The following is a 26,210-nucleotide window of genomic DNA, read 5'->3' on the forward strand; positions in this document are numbered from 1 at the left end:
CGCCCCTCCACATAAACAAACTCTTCTTTACACCTTTGACAAATCTTTACGAAACTAAACGGCATAGTGTCAAACGTTATCATTATACCATTAGTTTTATAAAAAACTAATGGAGTTCCCGTTTTACACAGAAACTCCATGTTCTTTTATTTTTCCCTACAATGACTCTTTTGAACCATTATCGTTGAAGAAAGAAAAAACATCGGTAAAGAAATCCTTTGTATTGAACCAAATCCAGTGTAGGAACTGATCAACTTCTTCAATATCCCCTGTCACTTGGTTAGGCGATGCATAAAGCGAATCTTTATCAAAAGAACTGTTTAATAACAGTATGTCTCCACGCACTTCACCATCTAACTGTAGCGTACCGTTTCTGACCATCAGATCCCCATCAATTACAGCACCTTCTGGAACAGTGACGACACCATTTACTTTATCAATAACAAACGGCCCATTTCCAGAAACAACAATACTGTCGTTTTGAGTCCAAGTCGAGAACACAGCCGTTGACATCATTAAGAAAAACACGGCAGCAGCAACAAGAATCGGGTGCTTTTTAAATAACCGTTTCACTTTAGGAACGCGCTTTTTCTTTTTAGGTAATTGATTCATGACACTTGTCGTGAAATCAGCAGGCGCTTCTATGTGAGACGAGCTTTGAATAAAGGCAATGGCTTTTTTCAGCTCGTTTACATGTGCTTTACATTCTGGACACACATCCATATGGGCATACAACTCCGCTTTTTGTTCAGGTGTTGCATCGCCGTCTAGATAAATGTGTATCAGTTCATTGTAAGAATGACAATCCATAATATGTGCCACTCCTCCTTATTTAAACATGGCGCATGCGTTTACGTAACGCTTCACGCCCTCGATGAATTCTTGTTTTTACAGTTGCGACTGGTAAATCCATAATGTCGCTAATTTCCTTTAAAGATAAATCTTCTAAGTACTTTAATATAATAGCTGTACGATATTTAGGTGGTAAATGATTAATTTCTGCTTGAATCCAATCTTGTAATTCGAATTGGACAACTTGATCCTCTGGTAAATCATCGGTTGCTGCCAGCTGAGATTCATACGTAATGTCTTCTGTTCCTTTAACCTTGTCCTGTAAATAAAAGTCTGGTTTTCGCTTTCTTAATCGATCGATCGCTACATTCGTAGCAATCCTGAAAAGCCAAGTAGAAAACTTTCGATTCACATCATACTTCTCTAAATTTGTATATACTCTTAAAAATGCTTCTTGTGCAACGTCCTGCGCTTCTTGAGGATGACCGACCATTCGATAGGCCACTTGATAGACTTTGTCCTTGTAAAGGTCAACTAATTCTGCGAATGCTTGGTCATCACCCTGTTTTATTTCCGAAATTAAGCGCTTTGTTAACGAATCCATGACATCCCCTACCTACATTTAACTTACGGAACACTCTAGAATAAAGTTTCGTTTTTTATAATAACAGAAAAATTAACTTTTTTCTTAAATTTGGAAGGATTTTTCTATTTTAGTACCGAATTGTTTCTTAATATAAGAAAGGGAGGTATGGCTATGTCAAATGTGCACCTTGTTGATCCATTATCGCGTTCAATAGAAGACGTACGAATGGAACTAAATGATTCCGCATCAACGTACTCACTAAATTCACCACATATGCTACAATTGAGTCGGAAACTTGATAGCCTACTCAATCAATACGAAAACCTTTCCAATACGCCTTGTGATTAAATGATTGAACCTATTATAAACAAAAAAGCGACCAGTATGCTGGTCGCTTTTCTTTATGAAAATGGAGCCTAGCGGGATCGAACCGCTGACCTCCTGCGTGCAAAGCAGGCGCTCTCCCAGCTGAGCTAAGGCCCCTTAACAAAAAACGACTTATACAAGTCGTTTTAGGATGAGCCATGAAGGATTCGAACCTTCGACCCTCTGATTAAAAGTCAGATGCTCTACCAACTGAGCTAATGGCTCGATGGCTGGGCTACCTGGGATCGAACCAGGGAATGACGGAATCAAAATCCGTTGCCTTACCGCTTGGCTATAGCCCAATCATAGAAAATGGTGGAGGGGGACGGATTCGAACCGCCGAACCCGGAGGGAGCGGATTTACAGTCCGCCGCGTTTAGCCACTTCGCTACCCCTCCACATATGGAAAGTATGGTGGAGGATGACGGGATCGAACCGCCGACCCCCTGCTTGTAAGGCAGGTGCTCTCCCAGCTGAGCTAATCCTCCGAATTTGACTGCAAGTAAGCAACCTATCTGCTTCTATTCGCCAATTTATAAAACTATGTAAGCCTGGCAACGTCCTACTCTCACAGGGGGAAGCCCCCAACTACCATCGGCGCAAAAGAGCTTAACGACCGTGTTCGGCATGGGAACGGGTGTGACCTCTTTGCTATTGCCACCAGACCTATAGATTATACCCTCAGTAAGTCGTTTGTAAACTAAAAAATTCACAATGACCCGTACGGGATTCGAACCCGTGTTACCGCCGTGAAAGGGCGGTGTCTTAACCGCTTGACCAACGGGCCGCTTACTGACAAGTTATATAATAACAAATGGATTCTCTCTGTGCAACTGTTTTTTTATATTTTTTTTAATCAATTCCTTTGCTAGTATAGGCTACTTTCTTTATCCTTATACAATCGTAAAATCGCCGCCCAGTTTTGTCGCCAAAAAACAATTTTCGCATAGGGTATAGTATCCTAACACAAAGGTGGTGTACACACATGGGTTACTACGGCGGAGGTTACGGCGGCTACGAAGGTTACGGCTACGGACCAGTAGGCGGTGCTTGTGGCGGTGGCGGCAGTTACGGTGGCGGATTCGCGCTAATCGTTGTTTTATTCATTCTTTTAATTATCATTGGAGCGGCTTACGTAAAATAACTCGTGCACCCCACGCAAGCGTTGATACGTTTGCCAAAACAACCGGTTCTTCAAAGAGCCGGTTGTTTTTGATTCCCCTATCTTTGTTATCTTTCATCTTCTTACCAATAAACTAACCACGTTGCGCTCGTACAACGTGGTTTTTCTTACTGCCCTATTAATTCAGAAACGGTTACAAATGTATATCCTTGCTCTTGCAATGCTGGGATGATGGCATCAAGAGCATCAGCTGAGTAAATTTCCGGATTCGCTGTATCAACATCTCCACCATCATGCATTAAAATAATACTACCAGCTTGCGTATCCTGTAGCACCGTATCCGTCACTTCGCTTGCAGGAATCCCGGACCAATCAAGTGTATCTACATCCCACCCAATAATAGAATAGCCTAAAGTGACCAAACGCTCCGCTTGTTCCCTTGTAATAAATCCATAGGGAGGGCGAAATAATTTCGGTGTACTCCCTGTTATACTCTCAATCGCATCGTTTGTTTGATTGAGTTCCTGCTCAAGCTCATCCACACTTTTATCTGTTAAATTTGGGTGCGAGTAAGTATGGTTGGCAATTTCATGCCCTCCAGCTTGAATTCGACTAAGTAAATCAGGGTCTTCATTCGCTCGCATGCCCAACACAAAGAATGTTGCAGGAACATCATACTGCTCAAGCTTGTCTAATACCTGTCCAGAAAAACGAGGGTCAGGACCATCATCGAACGTTAACGCAATTCTCTTACTTTCGCGATCTCCATGCGCGAATACAGAGCCAGGAAACTCATCTTGCAAGGTGGGAATTGGAACAATTTGAGCATAAGCCTGTTCACTATTCGTTAAACCAATGCCGAACAATGTTAATAGGAACACGACGGCAGCCATTCGCTTCTTCATCATAAGAAAGACTCCTTTTTAGAAAGATGCTTTAGTTTTTGCCACTTCATTCTTTTTTATGTTCTGTCCATAAAAAAAGAGCTGCCGCTAATACGACGCTCTACGTTTTTCTATGTAAAAACTGACCACGATCTCGCCCACAACTTTTGCAACGCCCATTTTTTCGTAGCGGTGCATCGCAAAAACCACAGTATTTGATGATTACCAATTCACCCATCTCGTCACCTCGATTTTCCTTTCCCGTTTAAAACGCTAATGAAACACAGGACTGTCAATCGGAAAAAGAGTAAAATAAGATGTAAATAAAGTGATAAAGGATGCTGAGTGATGACCTATACTGTCTACTATGATTATTATGATGGCAAAGAAGTACCAATTTGGTTTGTCATTCCTGTAAAAAGCCTGAACTTACTTGACTACGAACAAGATACTGTCACCATTTCAATTCATGCTCCCTTTAACAAACAAGAACGAGAAGCATTTGATCCCAATGCTATGAACGTCACCATTACCATGAACGATTTACTTCTCACCTCAATACCACACTCATTTGGGATTTCGCTAAGCAATGTTAAAAAACGATTAGACGAATATGGCGTGCTTTTAGAAGACATCGACTCCTTCATTCTTCTGGTAGCAGACGTAGAAGAGGTACTGCAGTTACAGCTGTAGCACCTCTTCTTATATTTTAATTGACGCATATATCACATTGCGATATATTGTATATAGATATATCACATTACGATATAAAATAAGTAGGTGAATAAATGAAAACAAACGAGCAACTAACCGATTCGATGTTCTACATTATGGCCTCATTAACGAGACCACGTCATGGGTATGCCATTATGAATTTAATAGAAGAAACCACTAAGGGGATGATTACAATAGGTCCTGCTTCAATGTACACCATCATTAAAAAGCTATTAAAACTAGAGTGGATTTATTTACATGATGGTACAGATTCGAGGCGCAAAACCTACTTGCTTACTGAGAATGGAAAAGAAGTTTTAAAGGAAGAAATCAAGCTCAGAAAATTGATGGTTCAATTAGCCGAAACGGGATTAAAGGAGGTCAAAGAATGAGTCATACTAAGTACATTACATCAGGTGGTTTAGCATTTGCTGAGGAGCGGGACATGGAAAAATTACGACGCTATTCATTAAAAGGGTGGCATGTTAAGTCGTTTGCATTCATGGGCTACTTGATAGAAAAAGGTCAAAGCAATGACTATATTTATAGCGTGGACTACCGCACCCTTAAAGAAGAAGAGCGTGAGGAATATGTTGATTTACTTGCATCTTCAGGTTGGACGCTTGTTTCTTCTAATAGCGATATTCACCTGTTTAGAGCACTTCCTGGGACTAAACCGATCTATAGCGATCGTGAAACCGTTGTTGAAAAACATCAACACTTAGGAAACCCACTTAAATGGATAGCTCTATCACTACTTGTTTTAACAGCGATTACTTGGACTGGATTCTCTTTAAGCTCAGGAGTACCAATGATTTCATTTGCCATTGCGGCAATTTCTTTAAGTGCGATAACCATTCCAATACTTTGGACGGTCTTAACCATATTCAAGAATAAATGGGTGGTTGAAGAGAAATACCGACTTGTCACTATGACAAGTGCTATCGTCCCTTTGTTTTTAGTAGGATGCCTCCTCTTTATCTTTTATTCTACTAACTTAAACAATCCAATGGGCATTTTGTTCTCTATGGTCGCTGGTGCTATTATCGTACCTACCACTATTTGGATTATTCAATCCCTCTTACAAAATCGAAAAGGAAAAAAAGCGTAAGCCATAAAAGGAACAGCCAGAGGCTGCTCCTTTTCTTTACATACTATTCAATCTCTGCACACCATAACTCGATTTCGATCTTTAATTCAGGCAACCCTAATGCGGAGATATAGGCAATGGTCATAGAAGGATATTCACCTTGAAACCATTCATCCCATTTCGTGTAAAAGTAGTCCCAATCAATCTCTTCTGTCGCCCAAATATTGACTTTTATAACGCTATCGTGTGACAACCCCTCAGATTCGAGAAGCTTTTTCATATTGGCAAATGTATTTGCTACTTGGTCGTTTAACTGTTCAGGTACTTCTCCATTCATATCCGTGCCCACTTGCCCCGATGTTACAATCAATCCAGCACCTTTTGGTACCCTCGTAATATGACTATAATTCCCTACCGGTTTAGGCATAGATTCAGGATTATTTCGACTAATTTTCTTCATAACATGACCTCATTCACTATAAATTTTCTGCGTATTTTTTATGTCCATTAGACAGACTTCACCAAAATCCATCAACTTAATAAAAAACAGCAGTCGAGTAACCATAACCCATCGATAAAAAGCATAGTATTTTCTTTTTCATGGTATGATCACTCCTTTTCTTTATAGTGTCGGTACTAGATAATGATAACTGTACCAAGCACGTTCTGTAATAGCAACCATTACGAACCATTTTAAACATGAATGCTTGGAGAGTAGCTTTATTTCCTCTTACCAAGCTTTGATAGGAGTCACCTTAAACAATGAGGATGCCACACATTGCTTATTGGCCAAACCATTTTAGTAATTCGGTTCTTTTCTTTTCCTTCATATCTATAAAATAGGGCAGCTGCCATTTTTGTGTTTTCAACCCTTGGCTACTTTCAGGTCTGTCCCATTCAGGATATACTCGAAATCCCATCTTTCCTTCTGTTGAATCTGTTTTTAAAAGATTGTTCTTCACAAGAATGTCTTTTGGAAAAATAAACTGACCATATTCATTACGATTTTTAAACACTGTAACAATCAATAAATCGAGTGCTTCATCGTACGTATACGGTCTATTTTTATTTTCATCATCTTTTTTCCAAACAGCAACGAACTGACCAATTTTGTTTGGCGTGTTATTCGCAACTCTAAATCGGATCGTTTTATGCGATAATTGAAATGTACCCGCTCCATATTTAGCATTCTGCTCTTCCGCCTGTATATTTCCAATTAATAAGCCAATGGGCTTATAGATTGTTTCATTCATAAAAGAAAGAGTTTCATAAAAATGTTTCATCCTTCGCACCTCTTTATTAAGTGGTTTTTACCATTACACATCACACTTACAATCATCACACATGGAAAATAAAAGAAATACATATTAAAGGAGAAATGGATACTAAAAATGGACACGGACTTAGTCTCACATTTAATGACAAACTAAGGAGAAGGTGACAACGAATGACTAACATCTATATTATTTCTGGGCCAGCAGGCGTAGGCAAATCAACCATTTCCATCCAACTCGCAAAACAGTTTAAACAAAGTGCTTATATTGAAGGAGATCTCCTTCATCATATGGTTGTTGGCGGCTATCTCCCACCGTGGGAAAGCGAGGCATCATTAACACTAACATGGGAAAATATCGCTGATTTAAGTATTAATTTCGTTCAAGCACGTAAACATGTCATTATTGATTACGTCGCCTTTCCAGAAGAAGTAGAAACGTTTTCCCAAAAAATGTATTCCCAAGTTAAACATGTTGAGATAAAATATGTAGTCTTACGGGTCAAGCCTGAGGAGCTAATTAGAAGAGACGCTTCAAGAGAAAAAGATCATCAAATGGGTGCAAGGTGTTTAGAATTAGCTAAAATGTTTACAAGGAAAAAAATCGACCAACGCTTTGTGTACGATACAACTACCATTCACCCATCTGACTTAAATGAAGTCCTTTTAACGATACGAAACCATTCAAGATTCATCTATTAAAAAACGTTTGGCGATATTGTAGTTGATTGAAAATAAATGGGGGAATCTATCTATGAAATCACGAGAGCATAAAATCATTCTGATCAATGCTATTCCTAGTTTCATTATTGCTTTTGCTGTCTCTATGTTTCTGGCATCGGGTACCATTGCTGAAAATGATACAGACCATGCGTTTGTCTTCCCTCAAACTTTTATTATTCTTGTTACATGGTTCCTTGGGCTACTTATCGGTCTCGTGACCAAACGTATTGTCGTTTCTGTTCCAATCATGTATTTGTCTTTTGTGACCATTTACATTTATCTTTTATTCGTTTCATGAGAAGCCCATCATACTCTTAGCTTCAAAATACCCACTATTAAAACCAGTCTTCTTTCATTTTTTTTAGAAATGATACTGTCATAGGAAATCCAGAACTCTCACCTATAAGAGAATCCACACCACAATAAGGGCAAATCGCTGTTTGATTGTCATCCGTCCACTCACGAATCTCTTTTGGATTAAATACCTTGATGCAAAAGAAGCACCCACACACTTTATCTCTTTCCAACGCTTCTCTATGATGATGACTAAAGCGATGTGCATCTTTTTCATTGAATTTAATCTGTTTCTTTGCTTGATCACTCATTTAGATTCCCACCCTAATCTGTTCGACATTCTCTTGTTCTTGGAACTGTACAGTTCTATTTTATCAAATTAAAAAAGAAGCGTAATGTATAATACACGCTTCTTCTAGCATCACAAATCCACCGACCGTGCTCCTAAGGCATTTCACTTTCATTGATCATCTCATATTGCTTTGAATACGTCCCTTTAGCGAGCACTCTGACAAATGTGCCTGGTTCGAGCCTCATACTAGCGCTGAACACAACTCGTTTCGTCTCTTTACTTTCATTTATTCCTTCCAAATCATATTTGTACCGTCCGTTATCATCACTAGGCTCCCCTTGAACCTCTACAAAAACATACTCATCCGTTAGAAGTGGATTAAAGCGATCAAAGGTCTCACGGGAAAAGAAGTATAGACTTCCAATGGCAATAAGTAATACGAGAAACACACTAATTATTTTTTTCATCATTTTTCATCCTCTCTATTAAAGCACCTCCACGAGTGCTTTTGTACTACTGATAAACCCCGGTAACATGACCTCGATAACGATGTAACGCATGGCGCCAAGTTCTACGATGGTCTTCTTTCTGTGACTGTTGAACCCCCTTCTCTAGCTATAGTTCATTTGATTTCAGAAGTATAATTTCGTACATTCTAAGCATGTTGGTATTTATACTGTAAGCCTTTTTTGATTCTAGGTCGTGCGATTCAGATGACAAACTAAAGATTCATGTGACATTTTCGTCATTTCTGAAAAAAAGCAGTTGGTCTGATTACTGGAAATGGTTAGATGGCACATCATCAAGCATATACGCATATAATGATTCCTTGCGCCAAATAAAAAAAGGCCTTTATGGCCTCTTTTTATTGGATCAAGTTCTGCTTTTTTTATTAATGCTGTTAACTTAACAGTTTTCTCCTGTCAAGTTAACAGGAGCCCTTTAAGAGCAATACGTTGTTTCCCATCAACGGTGCATGTAATTAACGTAATTTCATTTTTTCCTTCTTCATCTAGCAAAATATCTGTTTGCGTAGGCTCAATAATCTCTGATGAGGTAATTTCATAGGTATATGTTTTGTTTTCTACGATTAGATTCACTGTAGCCCCAATCGGTACGTCTGGTAGATTGCGAAAAAAACGATCTCCCCTGTAACCTCTATGACCTGCAACGGTAAAATTTCCTTCTCCGGGGACTTGATTAGGTTTAATCTGGGTCAACCCTAGATTCAAGGTATCTTCCGTGGTTTCTGGCAAGATCATTTGGTTAAGGTCGATATCAGGAATTTCTAACCAGATTACATCCTTCGCATACTCAAATTCCTCATCTACCTCCGCAGCACTTGCTTCATTCGAGATAAGATTTACAGCCTGCGTTAATTGGTCAATCTCTTTTCCTGTCTGCCACTCATGATAAAACGGAATAGAGACAAGAATGAGTCCAATGAGTATGGAGACCATTCCTGCTATTATTTTTGCCTTTCTCATTGAACTCACCTCCTCTTGTTTAAGCCATGGTCACTTTTCTTCGATTAAATACGATGAGTAAGCTTCCAACGATGATCAAAAATGAGCCTGCAATCAGTAGATATCTAAACCATTCTTCCCCTGTCTGAGGCAATGTTTTAGGAACATCCTCTGATGATCCACTCGTTGGAGGTGCATCGGATAGTTCTGGTGGCGCTGGTGTTGTCGGTGGATCTGGTGTTTCAGTTGGTGGTGGAGGAGTCGATTCTTCAGGTGGCAGCTTCGTGTTTTGAACGATTAGCTCTAGAATTTCTTCCATTCCTACCTGTACCGTAAACTCAATTGCTTCAACTAACTGTTGATACCCTTCAGGCGCTTTCGTTTCAATTAATTGATAGTCACCTGGCGCCAAATCCTGTACATTTACTAAGCCAAGATCATTTGTCGTCACCGTCTCAACTACTTGATCATTTCCATCTCGAATCTCAAATTCCGCACCCTGTAAGGTAACATCGGTTTCCGAATCCACTTTAATGATGGTGACATGACCTAGAATCAATTTATTGACTACCTCAATCTTGACAACTTCCTGCTGATTAAACTCTATTTTAAATAATCGTGGAGTCTCATCAATCTGGTATCCAAACGGTGCTTCCGTTTCGACAAAGTAGTAGCTACCTGGGGATAAATCATTGACCACCAGTTTGCCTTCTTCGTTTGTCGTTAGACCGGTTTGGAGTTCGTTATCTTCAGAGTCGTATAGAGTGAAGACCGCTCCTTCAAGCGTCTCTCCCTCTTCATCCACTTTTGTCAGTTCAACGGCGCCCGGGCTTGCAGAGTTTTCCTTCATAACCTCCAGCTGAGCTTCCTGATTAAAGACAATCTCGAATTCGAGCGGCGTGTTATCAAGTTCATACCCTTCCGGTGCTTCTGTTTCGACAAAGTAATAGCTACCTAATGCTAATTCTTCAACTACTAATCGACCCTCTCCATCTGTCGTTAGACTCGTTTGAAGTTCATTGTCTTCTGCATCATATAACGTGAAGACCGCTCCTTCAAGGGTATCTCCTTCTTCGTCCACTTTTGTTAGTGCGACAGACCCGAACGTAAACTCATTGATAAAGCTTACTTCAGTAATCGATGTCTGACCTAAACCAATTTCAAATGAAATCGGTGTTGGATCTAGCTGATAGCCAGGGAGCGTCGCTGTTTCCACTAGTTGATAGCTGCCTGGTTCTAAATCATCAATCAACAGCTTTCCTTCTTCGTTTGTAAGCAATCCTTCACGCAGTGTGTTTCCTTCGCTGTCTTGAAGTTCAAATTCTACCCCTTCAAGAACGGTCCCATCTTCGTCCTCTTTCGTCAGTTCAATCGCTCCTGGAATCAAGGTATTTTCCTTCGTTAGTTCCAGTTGCGCTTCTTGATTAAAGACAATCTCAAACTCGAGTGGTGTAGAGTCTAGCTCGTACCCAAACGGTGCTTCTGTTTCGACAAAGTAGTAAATTCCTGGTGCTAAATCTTCTACTATTAATCGACCTTCTTCATCTGTTGTCAGACCCGTTTGCAGTTCATTGTCTTCTGCATCGAATAAACTGAAGACCGCTCCTTCAAGCGTTTCTCCCTCTTCATCGACCTTAGTCAGTCCGACAGAGCCTAGTGTAAATTCATTGGCAAAGTTCAATTCAATGATATCCGTTGGACCTAATTCAACCTCAAAGGAGATCGGTGTTGGATCTAACACATATCCCGGAATCGTTGCTGTCTCAACGAATTGATAGCCGCCTGGTGCTAAATCATCTAACAACAGCATACCATTCTCGTCTGTGAGCAGCCCTTCACGCAGTGTATTTCCTTCAGTGTCCTGAAGTTCAAATTCTACCCCTTCAAGACCTGTTCCATTTTCGTTCACTTTTGTTAACGCTACGGAACCTAAGATCAATACATTTTCTTTTGTTACTTCTAGCTGTGCTTCTTGATTGAATACAATCTCAAACTGTAACGGCGTAGAGTCCAGCTCGTATCCAAACGGTGCTTCCGTTTCTACAAAGTAGTAGCTTCCTAGTGCTAAGCCCTCTACGACTAAGCGACCTTCTTCATCTACTGTTAGTCCTGTTTCCAGTTCATTGTCTTCTGCATCGAATAAGCTGAAGACCGCTCCTTGAAGCGTTTCTCCTTCTTGATCGACCTTAGTCAGTCCTACAGAACCTGGCGTGAATTCATTAACAAAACGAAGTTCTCCTACCGTTGTTTCTCCTAAGCCAATTTCAAACACTATCGGTGTTGGATCTAGCTCATATCCAGGAAGCGTTGCTGTTTCAATGAGTTGATAATTTCCTGGTGCTAAATCATCAATCAACAGCTTTCCTTCTTCGTTTGTAAGCAATCCTTCACGCAATGTGTTTCCTTCGCTGTCTTGAAGTTCAAATTCTACCCCTTCAAGAACGGTGCCATCTTCGTCCTCTTTCGTCAGTTCAATAGCTCCTGGAATCAGGGTGTTTTCCTTCGTTAGTTCCAATTGCGCTTCTTGATTAAAGACGATTTCGAACTCTAACGGCGTGTCATCCAACTCATAGCCAAACGGTGCTTCCGTCTCTACAAAGTAGTAACTACCTGGCTCAAGGTTTTCAACCACAATTCTTCCATCTTCATCCGTAGTGAGTCCCGTTTGAAGTTCGTTGTCTTCTGCATCAAATAGGCTGAAAACAGCTCCTTCAAGTGTTTCTCCACTCTCCCCAACCTTGGTTAGTCCAACAGATCCTGGGCTAAACTCATTTACAAAGCTTAGTTCTACGGTTTCTGTTTGACCAAGTGTAATCTCAAATGGGATTGGTGTTGGATCCAATACATATCCCGGTATTGTTGCTGTTTCGACTAGCTGATAGTTGCCTGGTACTAGACCATCAATAAACAACGTACCTTCTTCATCCGTTAGCAAGCCTTCTTGTAATACATTTCCTTCACTATCCTGGAGGGCAAACTCTACACCTTCTAGGACGGTTCCATCCTCATCTTCTTTCGTCAATTCAACAGCGCCTGGAATCACCGTGTTTTCTTTGGTTAGTTCCAGCTGCGATTCTTGATTAAAGATGATCTCAAACTCTAACGGAGTGTCATCTAACTCATATCCGAATGGCGCTTCTGTTTCTACAAAATAGTAGGTACCCGGCACCAAATCTTCTACAACTAATTGTCCGTCTTCGTTTGTTGTTAAACCTGTTTGTAATTCATTGTCTTCTGCATCAAACAAGCTGAAGACCGCTCCTTCAAGCAATACCTCGTCTTGCCCAACTTTTGTTAAGCTAACAGACCCTGGCGTAAACTCATTAATGAAGCTAAGTTCTCCTACTGTCGTCTCTCCTAAACCAATTTCGAAAGGAATCGGTGTTGGATTCAGTTCATATCCTGGGAGCGTTGCTGTTTCGACCAGCTGATAGCTGCCTGGTGTTAGATCATCAATAAAGAGTATACCTTCTTCATCTGTAAGTAAGCCTTCGCGTAGCACAGTTCCATCACTATCTTGAAGCTCAAACTCTACACCTTCAAGAAGGACTCCTTCTTCATCGACCTTCGTTAATTCAACTGCTCCAGGAATCAAGAGATTTTCTCTTGTTAATTCCAGTTGCGCCTCTTGATTAAAGTCAATTTCAAATGCTAATGGCGTATCGTCTAGCACATAACCAAATGGTGCTTCCGTCTCTACAAAGTAGTAGCTACCTGGTGCTAGCTCTTCTACAACCAATCGACCTTCTTCATTAGTCGTTAGACCTGTTTGCAATTCGTTATCTTCGGAGTCGAAAAGGCTGAAAACAGCTCCTTCAAGTGTATCTCCACTTTCTCCGACTTTCGTTAAACCGACAGACCCTGGTGTAAACTCATTCACAAAGCTTACTTCCGTTACGGTTGTTTGACCTAAGCCAATCTCAAATTGAATTGGTGTTGGATCCAACTCATAGCCTGGAAGTGTTGCTGTTTCCACCAATTGATAGCTTCCCGGTGTTAAATCGTCAATGAAAAGTTTACCTTCTTCATCCGTAAGCAAACCTTCTCGTATTGTATTGCCATCACGATCCTGAAGTTCAAACTCTACGCCTTCAAGAATCGTTCCATCCTCATCTTCCTTCGTCAGTTCAACCGCACCTGGTATTAACGTGTTTTCTTTCGTTACTTCTACCTGTGCTTCTTGATTAAAGACGATATCAAATGGTAATGGTGTATCGTCTAACACATAACCAAATGGTGCTTCCGTCTCTACAAAATAGTAGCTGCCTGGCACTAAGTCTTCCACGACTAGTAAACCTTCTTCATTTGTGGTTAGACCTGTCTGGAGTTCATTGTCATCGGAATTGAATAGGCTGAAAACCGCTCCTTCAAGCGTTTCGCCATCCTCTCCGACTTTACTAAGTTCTACAGAACCTGGCACTGGACGATTCTCCTTTGTCAGTTCAATTAATTCTTGAACCGCCAAATCAATGGTAAAAGGAATCGGTGTAGCATCTAACACATAACCCACTGGCGCCTGTGTTTCAACTAATTCGTAGTTTCCAGGCAAAAGATCCTCAATGAAAAGAATACCATTTTCATCGGTTGTTAAGCCGGTAGCTACCTCTTCACCAGCCTCATTAAATAGCGTAAACACGGCTCCCTCAAGGAGCTCTCCATCCTCACTCTGTTTAGTTAGTTGAACAGAGTTATCTAGATCCATGTACACGCCAACCCTTGCTGGTTCAACAGGTTGTCCTTGATCTGTCGCGATGGCAAAAGAGTTCCATGCGGCTCTTTGCGTAGGGTTAACCGTTTTATCCAATACACTCGAGTCAACGTCTGCTGCTTCTGGAGCCATCATCGAGAAAGCAATAGCGATATCTTCTCCATCAATCCATTCTACTCCCTCACTAAGCTCAATCTTAAAGGAATGAATGGAAGACCAATCATCGACCTCAGATCCTAAGACCCAATTCGGTGCCTGTGCCCCTTCAGGATTAGATAGTTGCTCTGTTGTGTCAGGGTAGTTGGTATGTCTAATTAAGTCATCTCGTTCTGGAGTAAGTGCTGTACTATAATACACATCCACTCGATCTGTCCATTGTGACGGAAGCTGAATCGCTTCTGTCAGCTGCGGTGTGAATTGACTACCACGGTCAATATTATCCGTTATTCCTAAATCACCAATGGATGGTAATACATCCATCAATGTCATCGTAGAAATTGTACTTCCCGTTGTGTTCGTTAGGGTTAATTGATAATCAATGACCCCACCAGGAACCGTTCTTCCAAACGTCGTAAATTCGTCATCTAATTCTCCTCTGACAAGCTTCTCTGTCTGGATATTATACTGACCACTTATATAATATTCGTTGCCTGATTTCAATCGGGGTTGGTCTGTGTTTCCATTCTCATTTAAATCCTCTGAATCCGTCTGTAAAACGGTATCTGTATGTCCTGGATTATCAACAGATGGGACCGTTAATGTCTCATCTCCTGAGAAACCATAAACATCAAAGGTAAGGACATTCGCTGCCCCTTCATTGATCTGAACATTAATCTCAGAGGTTACATTATTACCTGGTCTAAGTAGACGATCTGTCCAATTAAACTTAACAAGTTGTCGCCCTGTATCATTGTAATTATCAGTTACAATGTCATGAGATCCACCTGAAGCTCTTCCATCCGCATCAATAAATTCAGCGTCTGGATCATCAGATATGGTGATACCAGGTGGTAACAGCACCATTGCCTCTAATGGCTCACTCATCGCTAATGTCGAACTATTTTCCGTATTTAAATTTACACGCATACGGTTATCACCAAAATCTACATAGGATCCTTGATGATTTGTTAATTCTACATCCACTGTAGCAATTGGCGGTTGATCTGTTGGTCGTGGAGCGATTTGAGCAGAACGTGGAGTGGCAATTGTATTTGAACCGTAATGCCTACCACCAGTACCTTTGCCAAAACGAGTGCCTTCTCCCCCGATACCAAATACATCAAATTCGTTTGTTACACTTCCAACATAGCCTGGTTCAACCTCAAAATAGTATGTTGGATGAGCCCCACCCATGCCACTAGGAGCATGCGTGAAATTCAAATATATTGCACTGACTCTTGCATCTGTATCAATTCCTAAGTCACTTCTACTGTAAATTCTCCCAATATCAGCATTTTCAATTAAAACTAGTCGTTCTCCATTCACGTCCGCCTCAATATTAAAGCGAGGAGGATCTACAAACGGAACACCATCTGGGAATTGGTTTGTAGGTCTATATATAAATCTAGCCGCCGTTCCCCCAGTTCTCATTTCTTTGAAAACTAAATGTTCATCAATGTTCATGACCGTTGTATATGCTCTAAAATCCCCTTCATTACTTTCATGTAAAGGAGATATATTATGATAAAAAGCTAAGAGCGCATCGTCATAAACAAGAGGATTCGGATCTCTATTCGTATTTGAACCAATATTTCCTCTATCATCGATAGGGCCGATATGTCCAGGAATAAACACACTTCCTCTTATCTCACCCGTCGCCTTATCAGAATCAGCAATTGTGACACTGTGGTTGGCATTTACCGAGTTTTCATTATCTTCTCCAATAAATGTAGCGCTTACATCAACATTATTCGTTAATGTTTGATCAACTGTATTCCCACCTACCGTTAAGACAACCTCTAACTCCGTGTTAAATAGTGTACCTTCTGCCGCTTCTTGCTCTTCAACACTTGGCGCTTCAAATGTCCATACTAAAGTATTACCATTTTGTTCAGGCTCAGGACCTGTAATGGTAGATTGATAGGATAGACCATTTGGTAGCGTATCGACTACGGTAATCTGGGAGCCCGGCTCCAAATAATTTTGGCCAATATTATTCTTAGGGATGTCTACGTTCATTTCCCAGACTGTTTGCGAATTAGGAATTGGTATATTCCGATCATTTCCCCTAGCTTCCGTATATCGCTTAGACGCAGAGATTGTCGTTGATGCATCAATAACGACAATTGCTAAATCTTGTACTGGTTCAAATTGATCTGCTACAAAAGATGCTTGCACATCTAACTCTGTACCACTTGCTATCAATCCATTCGTTGTTTGCAATTTAATAACATTTTCATAGGTTTGCCCGGCTTGTAACGTATCAAATTGATAGATTAATTGGCTTGATTCTGAATTAAAAGTTGGCTCTACACCAGCTATTCTTAATTCTGACAATGATTGATTAAAATTCACTTCACTTGAAAGTGGTAGATCAACTGTTATGATGGCGTTTGTGTATTCTGTGACAGAACCTGTTGTTTTAAAAACCAGCTTATATGCTGCATCGTTTCCTGCAAGAACATTAGCATTTAACGGCGAGATATCAATATCTACGTTTAAATCTCCCACCATTGGTTTAAAAATAGGCTCGTCCTGATCATCATTCCCATCTTCACCTTGATTTGTTTCTTCTTGTTGCTTAGAATCTTCTTCCTCTTCTTCTGAAGAGGAGTCCTCTGAAGTCACATCGCTTGATTCTTCGGACTTGTCACTTTCAGGGTTAGCTTCTTCTACACCTTCATCGTCACCAGAACGATTTGCGTCTGATTGACCAGAATGGTTTTCCTCATTCTCTTCTGTACCAGATTCATTTAAGCCTTCATCTGCATCGGAACGATCTGATTCCACTGTGACAAAGTAGTCAAGGCTCTTCGTACTGCCGTCATTAAGATGGCCTCTAACTTCTAGACTATTCTCACCTACATGAAAGCCAGTTAGAATGATAGTCGCAGATAGAGGAGACAGTTCTTCTTTAAGAATATTTAAACTATTCCCCTCGTTATTATAGATCATCGTACTATCAGACTTTAACGCTTTTGTACTCTCTTCATCGTATTTGATACCATCTGGAAGAATAAACTCCAAATTAACCAAATTAGAATAGGTTGTTTCGACGTTAAGAATAACCTGTTCTTCTGTTGGTACCCCCTTAACAGAGATATCAACTTCTTCATTAAATTCTCTTTCTGAAGCCTGTGTTAAACCAATTTGTCCATAAGGCGAAAAAAGAATGAGAAAAATAAGAATAACAATAAAACTTTTTTTGGCCCCTTTCTGTCTTCTCATATAACCCTCCCCAAAATTAAATTAGTAATATATAGGACAATAAATACGATTAAACGTCAAAAGGTGCATTTTTAGTCCATATATTTACACAAATCATAGCATCGTTAAACATTCTGTCAAATTATAGAATGATAAATCAATGTATTATACTAAAACGATTGTAATAACAAGGATTTTAAATAGATCTAAAGTTTCATTTCTAGAAGAATAAGAATAATTTACTAGTACGCAAGACTTTACAACAGATCAATCATTTTGTTATTGATTACACATTCAACTCAGTCATTATATGATTTCGATAAAAAGACTTATTTATTGGAAATTGTTTATTATTTGCAAACTGAAATAATATAAGTAAATTAATAGAACCTTTAGACCTATTAACTTTATATCCTTTTATCCAATTAAGAACGCGACCTCTGTTGATGGCAATCCATTGGAAAGGGATAAATTATTAACACTAACATGTGAGCGCCTTTTTGAAGTAACCCTTCAGAATAGAATGTTTCATCGAAAAAAGACCACAAACCTAAAGTTCTTAACTCTTCTCCCTATTTTTCATATAACGGAAAATCACGCAAAAAAAGCCCTTACATTCAAGGGCTTAATCGGAATATTTTACTTGATTAACTCACCTTCACTAAAAGTAAAGACAGCGTTATTAATTAATCCAGTCCCAGCCGTGCCAGCTTTTACACGAATGTAATTCTCATCTTCTATGTAGCTCGTATACAAAGCAGTGCCTGTAACCACTTCTCCAGGAGCTAATTCCCCTTCAATGGCATCACCCTGATATTCTTCAGTATATTCAGCTTGATCACCGAATCCGGACCCGTCAAGGTTTGCCGTATATTCAAATAAACCAGCATTTTCTTTTGCATCAATAGGTTCGTCACCTATATTTTTGATCGTAATGGAGGCCGCAACAAACGCGTCTAAATCAGACATTTCACCGTCTACCTCATCAACCATTTCAACACTGTTCAACGTAAATTCAAATGATGAGATGTTACTGTGCATAATTGCAGTATCTCCAACCTTTAAATCCATTTGGTCTTCTCCAGCGTTTTCACCAATCGTTTCTTCCTCTTGATCATTGGTTTGAGCATTTTCATTTGTGCTCTCTTGACTAGTAGTACCTTCTTCAGTAGGTTCTTCGTTCATATCTGAATCACTGCAAGCCGTAAATAAAAGTGAGCCCATAAAAATAGAGGTAGCCATTAACGTTGTTGTTTTCTTCATAAATACCAAACCTTTCAAAAAGTAATTATCCATTAGAACATAGCCTTTTTTTTAATTATTGAAACTTCATTATCGTGCAGTCTTCAAAGTACACCCTATCACAAAATAATTAATCTTTTCCACCAGCTAACGAGAGAAAAATGTCATGTTAGCTGAAACACCATCGCCACTTTTCGGATATTACGGTTTACATATGGCTTATAATAAAGTAAAACGTTGTAATAGTAAGTAGAGAATGTACTGCTAATTGCAAAGGGGTAAGCGTATGAAATGGCCAACTAGAATAGGTACTGACCAAAACGGGTATATCCTGAACCCGACTCATATAAATAAATTACAACACCATATCAAGCCTCTACTACACACCGTACTGCAATTACTACAAAGTTGTTTAGGGGAAAACGTACATAGCATTTATGTGTATGGAAGTGTTGCACGAGGGGAAGCCATCCTTTTTAAATCAGATTTAGACTTAACCGTTATCTTGTATTCTCCTATTAGTTCAAACACCAAAAATAGACTTTATGCAGAAACACACCAACTAGTAAAAAAATATAAGCAACTAACAAAAGTTGATTACGATATGGGATTGGTAAAAGAAGCCCTGCACTCCGATCACTACCATGAGTGGGGATTTTGGCTAAAACACGTCTGTTGTTGTATACATGGAGAAGACCTCTCCCTTCAATTCCCTATGATGAAACCTACTAAGCAAATCAGCAACTCGTTAAATAAAGATCTTATACCGCAAGTCAATCAGTTTATGGATACATTAAAAAGCGGGACTGTAACTTCAGCATTAGTTAAGCAAAGCATGATTAAGAAAATGATACGCGGTGCCTATTTAACAATAAATGTGGAGGATCAAAGTTGGGCAACCACCATACAAAATCAACTAAGAATTTTGGAAGCCTATTTTCCCAATGATTTCGTCATTCAAGAACTTCACTATGTATATAAAATGAAAACAGTCGATTCCTCTACACTCCTTTCATTACTTCAAGCCTATAAGCTATGGTACGAAAAACGCCACACTTCTTAAGATTAAAGAGCTTACCTTACTAAACAAGGGAAGCTCTCTTATTTAAGTGCCTTTTTAGGAAATGATGCTATAAAGCTTTATGAGAAAATGGGATTTACCATACGAACGGTTTCAATGAGTCTACCTTTATGAATACATAAAAAAGGGTGATCATCCTGATTTCACTAAAAATACAGATGGTTCAACAGGGAATAAAATAAAAGCAGTTAACCTATAAACGACTAACAGAGAAGTAAGAAAGGAGGGGTTCTTTTCTTCCCCTCCTGTGCTGATTCTTTCACTTACATGGAGATAACTTTTGTCGCAATGGACTGCTGAAAAGACTTATCATGTTCAACAAACAACATGGTAGGACAAAATTCCTCTAGTAACGCTTCGATTTGCATTCGTGAATAGATGTCAATAAAGTTCAATGGTTCATCCCAAATGTATAGATGTGCTTTTTCACATAAACTTTTAGCGATTAACAGTTTCTTTTTTTGTCCACCTGAATAGTTACTGATCTCCTTCTCAAACTGACCCCGTTCAAAATCCATTTTCCGTAAAATCGATTTGAATAAGGTTTCATCAAGACGATGCTTTTCAATAAAGTCAGAAAGCATTCCCTTTAAACCAGAAGTGTCTTGCTGAACGTAAGAAATCCGTAAGTTAGACCCTTTTGTTACAGTTCCTTTATACTGTATGGCTTCACCTAAAATCAGCTTTAACACACTACTTTTTCCACTTCCATTCTTGCCATCCAGTAAAATACGATCCCCTTGTTGAATCGTAAAACTAATCGGTTCATTTACAACTTGGTGGTCATATAGAACCGACACATCTGTTACTTGAATGATGTCTTTATTCTTGTATGCTAATGGCTCTAACTTTAAAGAATCCACTGTTTCAATGTTTTTTAAGAGCTTCGACTTTTCGTTAATGGCTTTTTGCTGTCTCGCCTCTATATTCTTTGCTCGTTTCATCATCTTAGCTGCCTTGTGTCCAACAAACCCTTTATCTAATTTAGAGCCAGCGTTCGTCGTTCCATTTTTTGAAGCCTCTACTTGGTTAGACCATCCAGCAGAACGTTTGGAGGAATGCTTTAATCTTCCTATATCTTTTTGCAATCTGTCGTTAGTGGCCAGTTCATGTTCCTGTTGTCGATCGAAGTTTAATTTCCAAGAAGAATAGTTCCCACTTTGCACCTCAATATCAGATCGATTTATAGATAAGATATGGTCCACGCAACCATCTAAAAAATGCCGATCATGAGAGATCAATATAAACCCTTTTTTCTTCTTCAAGTAAGTCGAAACAAGTTTACGGGCTTCCGTATCTAAATGATTTGTCGGTTCGTCAATTAGTAAAAATTGACCCTCATTCAAGAAAAGTGCCGCAAGTAATACCTTTGTTTGTTCCCCATTCGATAACGTTTCAAATGGTCGATACATCACCTCTGCATCAACACCTAAATACGCTATTTCGCGAAGGAATTCCCAATCCTCTGCTTTGGGACAGATTTCCTCTAAAACGACGTGTGTCCATTTTCTTTTATCTTGTACTTCATAAGGAAAATAGTTAAATTCAACGGACGCATCAATTCTCCCACTGTATTCAAACTTACCCTGCAGTAAGTGGAAGAATGTTGTTTTCCCCCTACCGTTTCTCCCGATAAATCCAAGCTTCCAATCTGTATTAATTTGAAAGCTTACATCGTCAAAGATCGGATCAAAATGACTTGGATAAGAAAACGTTACATTTTGTACGTGTATAACTGACATATTTATCATCCCTTTTACTTACATTTTTTACTTCCGACACTCAAAGTGCGCATGCGTTAAAAAGGAGATAGCCAAACCTTATCATTTATTTCCCACATAAAAAGACACCGATCCAATCATCGGTGTCTTACCTTACAACTACATTTACCTTTGATTGACCCAACCTGCGTGAGCAAAAATTGAGTCGTGAAAGGAAAATGTAGTTGGTTTAGAAATGAAGCGCCGATAACTGTTTTTGTAAGAAATATGATGTAAAAAAAGGCAGACTTCTCCCGTTTCCTGCTACACCTTTTCCAATTTTTACATTAATTCCATATAAAATCCTAAAAACAGTTAACATTGCTTTCACCTCCATTTCACGACTATTCAGTAGTACGAAACATAACATGTTACATCGGTCATGTAAAGGTACTTTTTTATAATTCACTTTACTCAACAAAACGTATCCTATACATATCCGTTATTCAGAGAGTCTTTTAACCATAAAAACAGAGTCGCTTGAAACAGAAAATCTGTTTTTTTGATAAAAACGATAAGCTGGGACATTTTTTTCTGTGTTTAACGTGATATATTTCATTCCGTTAGCCTTTAATTTCGAATCCATTAACTCTAGAAATGCACTACCGACGCCCTGATTTTGTTCCTTTCTTGACACAAAGAATTCTTTAATAAAGTACTCTCGCCCTTCCCACCAATTAAACACATAACCTAAGGAGCAACCAATGAGAACGTCATTTTCGTCGTAAAGTGCCAGAGATAGGGAATTCGTATTCTCTGTTAAATCTCTCATATATGCATTTAACTGTTCTTCGCTACTCCATTTGTCAAACCATGGTTCATTCGTAAATACATCTAGGAAAAGCATTCTCATTTCCACAAAATCATGCTTATTTAGAACAGCTACTCGCAATTTTAAAAACCTCTTTCTTCACTATCGATTTTAACTTCTAGTGTTTACTAAATTTAATGATTGAGCCAAGTCAATCGATGTCTCATTACTCCTTAAGCACAAATCGTTTCTCTCTATTATAAACTGTCGTCACTTAATCCTAACGTTCTTTATCTCCCTATTTGTTATCTAAATACTACTTCTGTAAAAGCGCCTTTTCAGTAAATGCACTGATTATTTTTCAAAAAATAATTTAGAATTAAAAGGTATCTTTATATGCGAATAGAAAACAATAGTTAGTCGTATGCATCAATGCCTTATGATAGACCACTGTATGCAAAAAAAGTAAGAACGAAGGAGTGCTAAAATGAAGACAGATGGCCTAGAATACGCTATGAAAATGACGAATGAATTAGCTTATTCAATTGATAAAAAACATTGGGATGTATCCTTACTAGAAGAATTAGGTAGCTTGCGAAAATTATTTATCCATATGATTAGAGTACGCAACGTCTATTGTGAAGGATTAAAGTATGGCAACATTTCATTTCCGGGTAGTCTTCCATCCACAAAACTTAATGTACAATTAGAATTAAAAAACAGTTGCGCAGCCCTACTAGAGAATTTCAAAACGTGCTACTACAAACACATAACATTTAATGGAAGTGAAATAACTCTGGATGAGGTCTATAGTACAGCTGTACAACATGAGGGAATACATCAAGGACAATTTTCAATCGCACTTAAGGCAAACGGAATTAAGTTACCAGAAACATGGGTAACCGACTGGCATCTTTAAGTTTTTCTGGTTGCTCATTCCCCAATACCAAATGATCTATTGATTCAAACCCCCTTCACTTTTGGGCTATCGATGAGAACTAGATGAACTAACCCAAATGAAAAAACATACCCGATAAAAAAAGGTATGCTTCTCATTCAACTAAAGAAATCCGTTCTTATCACCTTTCTGATTACCGGGCACGTTACTGAGGATCAGTTCATGAATAACCTTTTCTATAAATAGTTCCTCCTCCTTGTTAAACGCACTTGGAAATAAATAAGGATTAGACTTAAATAAAGAACCTTCTCCCTTCTTAAGTTCCTCACTTGTTTCTTTGTCTAAAAGGGGCTCAACTTCTGGCTTTAAAGTTGATAACAAGGCTTTAGTATGTGCTAAAACGTCAGGATCACTAGGCTCTTTACCTGCGTGAATAAATTGTTTCATTTTGCTAGCCCAGATCGTCATTTCTTTACCCAACTCAAGTTCCGCTGTATGAGAGTGGAGCCTATTATACACTGAATCAGACTCATGTTCACTTAACCAGCGTTGTCGTACCTCTTCATTTTTCAAGGCATGAATAAGGACAAGCAATAATTCTTGATCGACAGAATCTGCCCCAGAAACGGTTTCTTGCACACGAGTCATGGTTTGTATAACCGTATCAATCTGCTTTTGTTTTTCCAACAGCATTTCTTTCTGTTCGACCATTGTCTGTGCTAAATCTTGTTCTGGGCTTTCCACATACGCTAAAATATCTCCTAGTGATAAATCCAAAAACTTTAACACCAGTATTTTCTGCAGCTGGATAATGGAACGGTTGTTATAAACGCGATGCCCATATTCCGTCAATTCAGCAGGTTTCAATATCCCTGTTTGATCATAGTGTCGCAGCGTTCGCTCAGTCATTCCCGTCAGTTTTGCAAATTCCCCAATCGAGTATTTTCTTTCCATTGTCACTACCTTCACTCCCTTTCTATTTAGACTCTAACACCTGACGTTACGTCAATAGCAAGTATTTATTTGAGATCATTTTAGCTGGAAAAAACCGTTTATTGTCATTCAATTAATGCTATTCTAAACATACGATCCTGAGGGAGGTTCTATTGTATGAAATCAAAAACTATTTTTACTCTAGAAAACCTAACGTATAGCGCATTCATCATTGGTATAGCTTGTATGTGTTTCACTTTTGTAGCGCCTACAGAATCGTCATGATTGGCACGTACGGTGACTACATTGTCTTTGCCCTTACTGCCATTGGTGTTACGCTTTCACCCATTTCCCTTATTAAGTCTGATAAAAAACTCATCCCAATCGTTTCCCTCATTCTTTCCCATTTTCATTGCACTTTGGATCATTTTATTGTTCACTGGAACGATTGATTTTGCACCTTAAAACTTGAATAAATAAAACAACGATTGACTATTCCCTTAACGTCATTGTTTATAATCACAGTATGGAGGATGGCAACATGATAAAAATTGGACAATTAGCTAAAAGAATGGGTGTCAGTAAGAAAGCACTCTATCATTACGAAGATGTAGGTATCTTAAAGCCTTCTTTAATAAAAGATAATGGGTATAGGTATTATGATGAAAAAGCCATTTCGCAATTACAAAGAATTTTGTTATTAAAATCAATTGGGTATACGTTAGAGCAAATAAAGAGACTTCTCGACTCTGACAGTCGGGCTACAGAAAATCAAACATGGATTCATTCTTTATCGGAGCAAGTTACATTCATTGAAGCCGAAAAAGAGAGATTAAGCCGATTACAATACTATTTAAATGCAACGATACACGTTATTAAATTAAAAGGACATCTGGAACCACAAGAAATGCTTGACATTATAGAAGATTTAAATAGAAGAACTTTGGTTAATGGGGTTATACCAGCTCAATTTGATGAAGCATTAGCTATTACAGAAGAACAAAAGGGGATCCTTGATAGACTACCTGTTATCGGTAGTGACGATCCTAGACTAGAGGACCTACTATCTAGTTTCAACGATGTTCGAGCCATTTTGCACAAAGACCCGAGATCGAATGAGGTCCAACAAATAGCTCACTCTCTTTATACACAATCACTAGAATTGTTTGAAGGCGATGAGGAACTTATGAATTTTTATTGGGAACTATTAGACCCTTCTAGCGATAATGAACTGGTACTTGGGATGAATACAGAAGTAACCGCTTATATGGATAAAATGTTTCACTACTATGAAAAGACAAGACTCAAAAATAAAGAACGAAAGGAGACATAATGAATGAAGTCTAAGCTTCTTTCCTTTTTACTAATAAGTGTAAGTATTACTCTTACTTCATGTAAAGTAGCTGAGCAGGAGGAGGATAGTAGCCAACCGATTGAAAATGAGGGATTAATCATAGAAGTGATCATTGAAAGTGACGCTTCGTATGCCTCTGAATTGGAGGTAGACATTACTAGTCGAAATGACCCTCAAACCGTTACCGAAGCATCTATCGAGATTCCTTATTCAAAAACGTTTGTCATCTCCACTGACACAGCATTTCCAATCAGTTCAACCACCGTTAAAGCTACCGCTGGAGAAGATGGCGATTGGATATCCTGTAAAATTTTATACGATGGAAAAGAAGTGGCTACTCACCATAGCGAAGGATCATCAGCAACAGCTGCTTGTGAGAACAAGTTCATTGATAATATATTGTCCTATCATTAAAATTCTTTGAAGACTCCTATCAATTTATCGTGAAACATTGAACAGGGATCAACTTATTATTTATCAGGGGTTTAAAGCACGTTCCACTCATTAGTATATG

General features: G+C 38.9%; 25 protein-coding genes, 6 tRNA genes and 1 rRNA gene. 11 read left to right on the forward strand and 21 right to left on the reverse strand.

The window, feature by feature from the left end; all coding sequences use genetic code 11:
• Positions 1-156: 156 nt before the first annotated feature.
• Both BK583_RS19525 and sigW read right to left on the reverse strand, forming a co-directional pair.
• Positions 157-822, reverse strand: a complete 666-nt coding sequence (locus BK583_RS19525; RefSeq protein ID WP_236702414.1) for a zf-HC2 domain-containing protein — start codon at positions 820-822, stop codon at positions 157-159.
• Between the two features lie 10 nt (positions 823-832).
• A complete protein-coding gene (sigW, locus tag BK583_RS19530; protein WP_055736611.1) occupies positions 833-1,396 on the reverse strand; it encodes an RNA polymerase sigma factor SigW in 564 nt (187 codons plus the stop codon).
• A gap of 153 nt (positions 1,397-1,549) precedes the next feature.
• Here sigW and BK583_RS19535 point away from each other — a divergent pair, with 153 nt between their 5' ends.
• On the forward strand, positions 1,550-1,726 hold the full coding sequence (locus tag BK583_RS19535) for an aspartyl-phosphate phosphatase Spo0E family protein (RefSeq protein WP_124741118.1): 177 nt from the start codon (positions 1,550-1,552) through the stop codon (positions 1,724-1,726).
• 62 nt (positions 1,727-1,788) lie between these two features.
• Here the strand turns inward: BK583_RS19535 and BK583_RS19540 are convergent.
• The 7 genes from BK583_RS19540 to BK583_RS19570 form a co-directional block, all read right to left on the reverse strand.
• Positions 1,789-1,861, reverse strand: a tRNA-Ala gene (locus tag BK583_RS19540).
• 35 nt (positions 1,862-1,896) lie between these two features.
• Positions 1,897-1,969, reverse strand: a tRNA-Lys gene (locus BK583_RS19545).
• A 2-nt stretch (positions 1,970-1,971) separates the two neighbouring features.
• A tRNA-Gln gene (locus BK583_RS19550) sits at positions 1,972-2,046 on the reverse strand.
• 11 nt (positions 2,047-2,057) lie between these two features.
• Positions 2,058-2,142, reverse strand: a tRNA-Tyr gene (locus tag BK583_RS19555).
• Positions 2,143-2,156: 14 nt separating this feature from the next.
• Positions 2,157-2,232: transfer RNA gene (locus BK583_RS19560), tRNA-Val, on the reverse strand.
• Positions 2,233-2,293: 61 nt separating this feature from the next.
• Positions 2,294-2,409: ribosomal RNA gene (gene rrf / locus BK583_RS19565) — 5S ribosomal RNA — on the reverse strand.
• Between the two features lie 50 nt (positions 2,410-2,459).
• A tRNA-Glu gene (locus tag BK583_RS19570) sits at positions 2,460-2,531 on the reverse strand.
• Positions 2,532-2,729: 198 nt separating this feature from the next.
• On the opposite strand from BK583_RS19570, the gene BK583_RS19575 reads away from it, so the two are divergent.
• Complete coding sequence (locus BK583_RS19575; protein ID WP_078440272.1) at positions 2,730-2,888, forward strand: YjcZ family sporulation protein; 159 nt, start codon at positions 2,730-2,732, stop codon at positions 2,886-2,888.
• A 146-nt stretch (positions 2,889-3,034) separates the two neighbouring features.
• Here BK583_RS19575 and BK583_RS19580 read toward each other — a convergent pair whose 3' ends face one another.
• On the reverse strand, positions 3,035-3,775 hold the full coding sequence (locus tag BK583_RS19580) for a polysaccharide deacetylase family protein (protein ID WP_055736610.1): 741 nt from the start codon (positions 3,773-3,775) through the stop codon (positions 3,035-3,037).
• A gap of 324 nt (positions 3,776-4,099) precedes the next feature.
• Between BK583_RS19580 and BK583_RS19585 the strand changes: the two genes are divergently transcribed.
• From BK583_RS19585 to BK583_RS19595, 3 genes are all read left to right on the forward strand, one after another.
• The gene (locus tag BK583_RS19585; protein WP_055736609.1) at positions 4,100-4,444 is read left to right on the forward strand and encodes a hypothetical protein; all 345 of its coding nucleotides are present in this window, start codon (positions 4,100-4,102) and stop codon (positions 4,442-4,444) included.
• A 95-nt stretch (positions 4,445-4,539) separates the two neighbouring features.
• Positions 4,540-4,857 (forward strand): PadR family transcriptional regulator, encoded by a 318-nt coding sequence (locus BK583_RS19590; RefSeq protein WP_038475961.1) that lies wholly within the window; start codon positions 4,540-4,542, stop codon positions 4,855-4,857.
• Entirely contained in the window at positions 4,854-5,576 is a 723-nt protein-coding gene (locus tag BK583_RS19595) for a DUF2812 domain-containing protein (RefSeq protein WP_055736608.1), read from the forward strand. Before BK583_RS19590 ends, BK583_RS19595 begins: the two co-directional genes overlap by 4 nt.
• A gap of 43 nt (positions 5,577-5,619) precedes the next feature.
• Here BK583_RS19595 and BK583_RS19600 read toward each other — a convergent pair whose 3' ends face one another.
• Together BK583_RS19600 and BK583_RS19605 are read right to left on the reverse strand one after the other, a co-directional pair.
• Positions 5,620-6,015 carry a RidA family protein gene (locus tag BK583_RS19600; protein WP_038475955.1) on the reverse strand — a complete coding sequence of 132 codons (396 nt, stop codon included), beginning with the start codon at positions 6,013-6,015 and terminating at the stop codon, positions 5,620-5,622.
• Positions 6,016-6,337: 322 nt separating this feature from the next.
• Positions 6,338-6,838 carry a MepB family protein gene (locus tag BK583_RS19605; RefSeq protein ID WP_055736607.1) on the reverse strand — a complete coding sequence of 167 codons (501 nt, stop codon included), beginning with the start codon at positions 6,836-6,838 and terminating at the stop codon, positions 6,338-6,340.
• A gap of 164 nt (positions 6,839-7,002) precedes the next feature.
• On the opposite strand from BK583_RS19605, the gene BK583_RS19610 reads away from it, so the two are divergent.
• Both BK583_RS19610 and BK583_RS19615 read left to right on the forward strand, forming a co-directional pair.
• On the forward strand, positions 7,003-7,530 hold the full coding sequence (locus BK583_RS19610; protein WP_055736606.1) for an AAA family ATPase: 528 nt from the start codon (positions 7,003-7,005) through the stop codon (positions 7,528-7,530).
• A gap of 52 nt (positions 7,531-7,582) precedes the next feature.
• The gene (locus BK583_RS19615) at positions 7,583-7,849 is read left to right on the forward strand and encodes a hypothetical protein (RefSeq protein ID WP_055736605.1); all 267 of its coding nucleotides are present in this window, start codon (positions 7,583-7,585) and stop codon (positions 7,847-7,849) included.
• A gap of 37 nt (positions 7,850-7,886) precedes the next feature.
• Here BK583_RS19615 and BK583_RS19620 read toward each other — a convergent pair whose 3' ends face one another.
• The 5 genes from BK583_RS19620 to BK583_RS19640 all read right to left on the reverse strand — a co-directional run bounded on the left by BK583_RS19620 (position 7,887) and on the right by BK583_RS19640 (position 18,940).
• Positions 7,887-8,156 carry a hypothetical protein gene (locus BK583_RS19620; protein ID WP_055736604.1) on the reverse strand — a complete coding sequence of 90 codons (270 nt, stop codon included), beginning with the start codon at positions 8,154-8,156 and terminating at the stop codon, positions 7,887-7,889.
• 133 nt (positions 8,157-8,289) lie between these two features.
• Entirely contained in the window at positions 8,290-8,604 is a 315-nt protein-coding gene (locus tag BK583_RS19625) for a YxeA family protein (RefSeq protein WP_055736603.1), read from the reverse strand.
• A gap of 456 nt (positions 8,605-9,060) precedes the next feature.
• Entirely contained in the window at positions 9,061-9,624 is a 564-nt protein-coding gene (locus BK583_RS19630) for a class D sortase (RefSeq protein WP_055736602.1), read from the reverse strand.
• Positions 9,625-9,643: 19 nt separating this feature from the next.
• On the reverse strand, positions 9,644-17,698 hold the full coding sequence (locus tag BK583_RS19635; protein ID WP_055736601.1) for a SpaA isopeptide-forming pilin-related protein: 8,055 nt from the start codon (positions 17,696-17,698) through the stop codon (positions 9,644-9,646).
• A 618-nt stretch (positions 17,699-18,316) separates the two neighbouring features.
• Complete coding sequence (locus BK583_RS19640) at positions 18,317-18,940, reverse strand: DUF4352 domain-containing protein (protein ID WP_160319297.1); 624 nt, start codon at positions 18,938-18,940, stop codon at positions 18,317-18,319.
• Positions 18,941-19,205: 265 nt separating this feature from the next.
• Between BK583_RS19640 and BK583_RS19645 the strand changes: the two genes are divergently transcribed.
• Complete coding sequence (locus tag BK583_RS19645; RefSeq protein WP_055736599.1) at positions 19,206-19,982, forward strand: nucleotidyltransferase domain-containing protein; 777 nt, start codon at positions 19,206-19,208, stop codon at positions 19,980-19,982.
• Between the two features lie 281 nt (positions 19,983-20,263).
• On the opposite strand, the gene BK583_RS19655 is transcribed toward BK583_RS19645, so the two are convergent.
• The 3 genes from BK583_RS19655 to BK583_RS19660 form a co-directional block, all read right to left on the reverse strand.
• Entirely contained in the window at positions 20,264-21,742 is a 1,479-nt protein-coding gene (locus tag BK583_RS19655) for an Lsa family ABC-F type ribosomal protection protein (protein ID WP_055736598.1), read from the reverse strand.
• 208 nt (positions 21,743-21,950) lie between these two features.
• Entirely contained in the window at positions 21,951-22,082 is a 132-nt protein-coding gene (locus BK583_RS21345) for a hypothetical protein (protein ID WP_269083171.1), read from the reverse strand.
• A gap of 120 nt (positions 22,083-22,202) precedes the next feature.
• Positions 22,203-22,652 (reverse strand): GNAT family N-acetyltransferase, encoded by a 450-nt coding sequence (locus BK583_RS19660; RefSeq protein WP_051667218.1) that lies wholly within the window; start codon positions 22,650-22,652, stop codon positions 22,203-22,205.
• A 346-nt stretch (positions 22,653-22,998) separates the two neighbouring features.
• Here BK583_RS19660 and BK583_RS19665 point away from each other — a divergent pair, with 346 nt between their 5' ends.
• Complete coding sequence (locus tag BK583_RS19665; protein WP_055736597.1) at positions 22,999-23,430, forward strand: DinB family protein; 432 nt, start codon at positions 22,999-23,001, stop codon at positions 23,428-23,430.
• A gap of 141 nt (positions 23,431-23,571) precedes the next feature.
• Here the strand turns inward: BK583_RS19665 and BK583_RS19670 are convergent, their stop codons facing one another.
• Complete coding sequence (locus BK583_RS19670) at positions 23,572-24,363, reverse strand: MerR family transcriptional regulator (RefSeq protein ID WP_236702416.1); 792 nt, start codon at positions 24,361-24,363, stop codon at positions 23,572-23,574.
• Positions 24,364-24,883: 520 nt separating this feature from the next.
• On the opposite strand from BK583_RS19670, the gene BK583_RS19680 reads away from it, so the two are divergent.
• Both BK583_RS19680 and BK583_RS19685 read left to right on the forward strand, forming a co-directional pair.
• A complete protein-coding gene (locus BK583_RS19680) occupies positions 24,884-25,675 on the forward strand; it encodes a MerR family transcriptional regulator (protein WP_055736595.1) in 792 nt (263 codons plus the stop codon).
• A 3-nt stretch (positions 25,676-25,678) separates the two neighbouring features.
• On the forward strand, positions 25,679-26,110 hold the full coding sequence (locus BK583_RS19685) for a hypothetical protein (RefSeq protein WP_055736594.1): 432 nt from the start codon (positions 25,679-25,681) through the stop codon (positions 26,108-26,110).
• The last annotated feature ends 100 nt before the right edge of the window (positions 26,111-26,210 follow it).

The organism is Shouchella oshimensis (genome assembly GCF_002019765.1).
Lineage (GTDB): Bacteria > Bacillota > Bacilli > Bacillales > Bacillaceae_D > Shouchella > Shouchella oshimensis.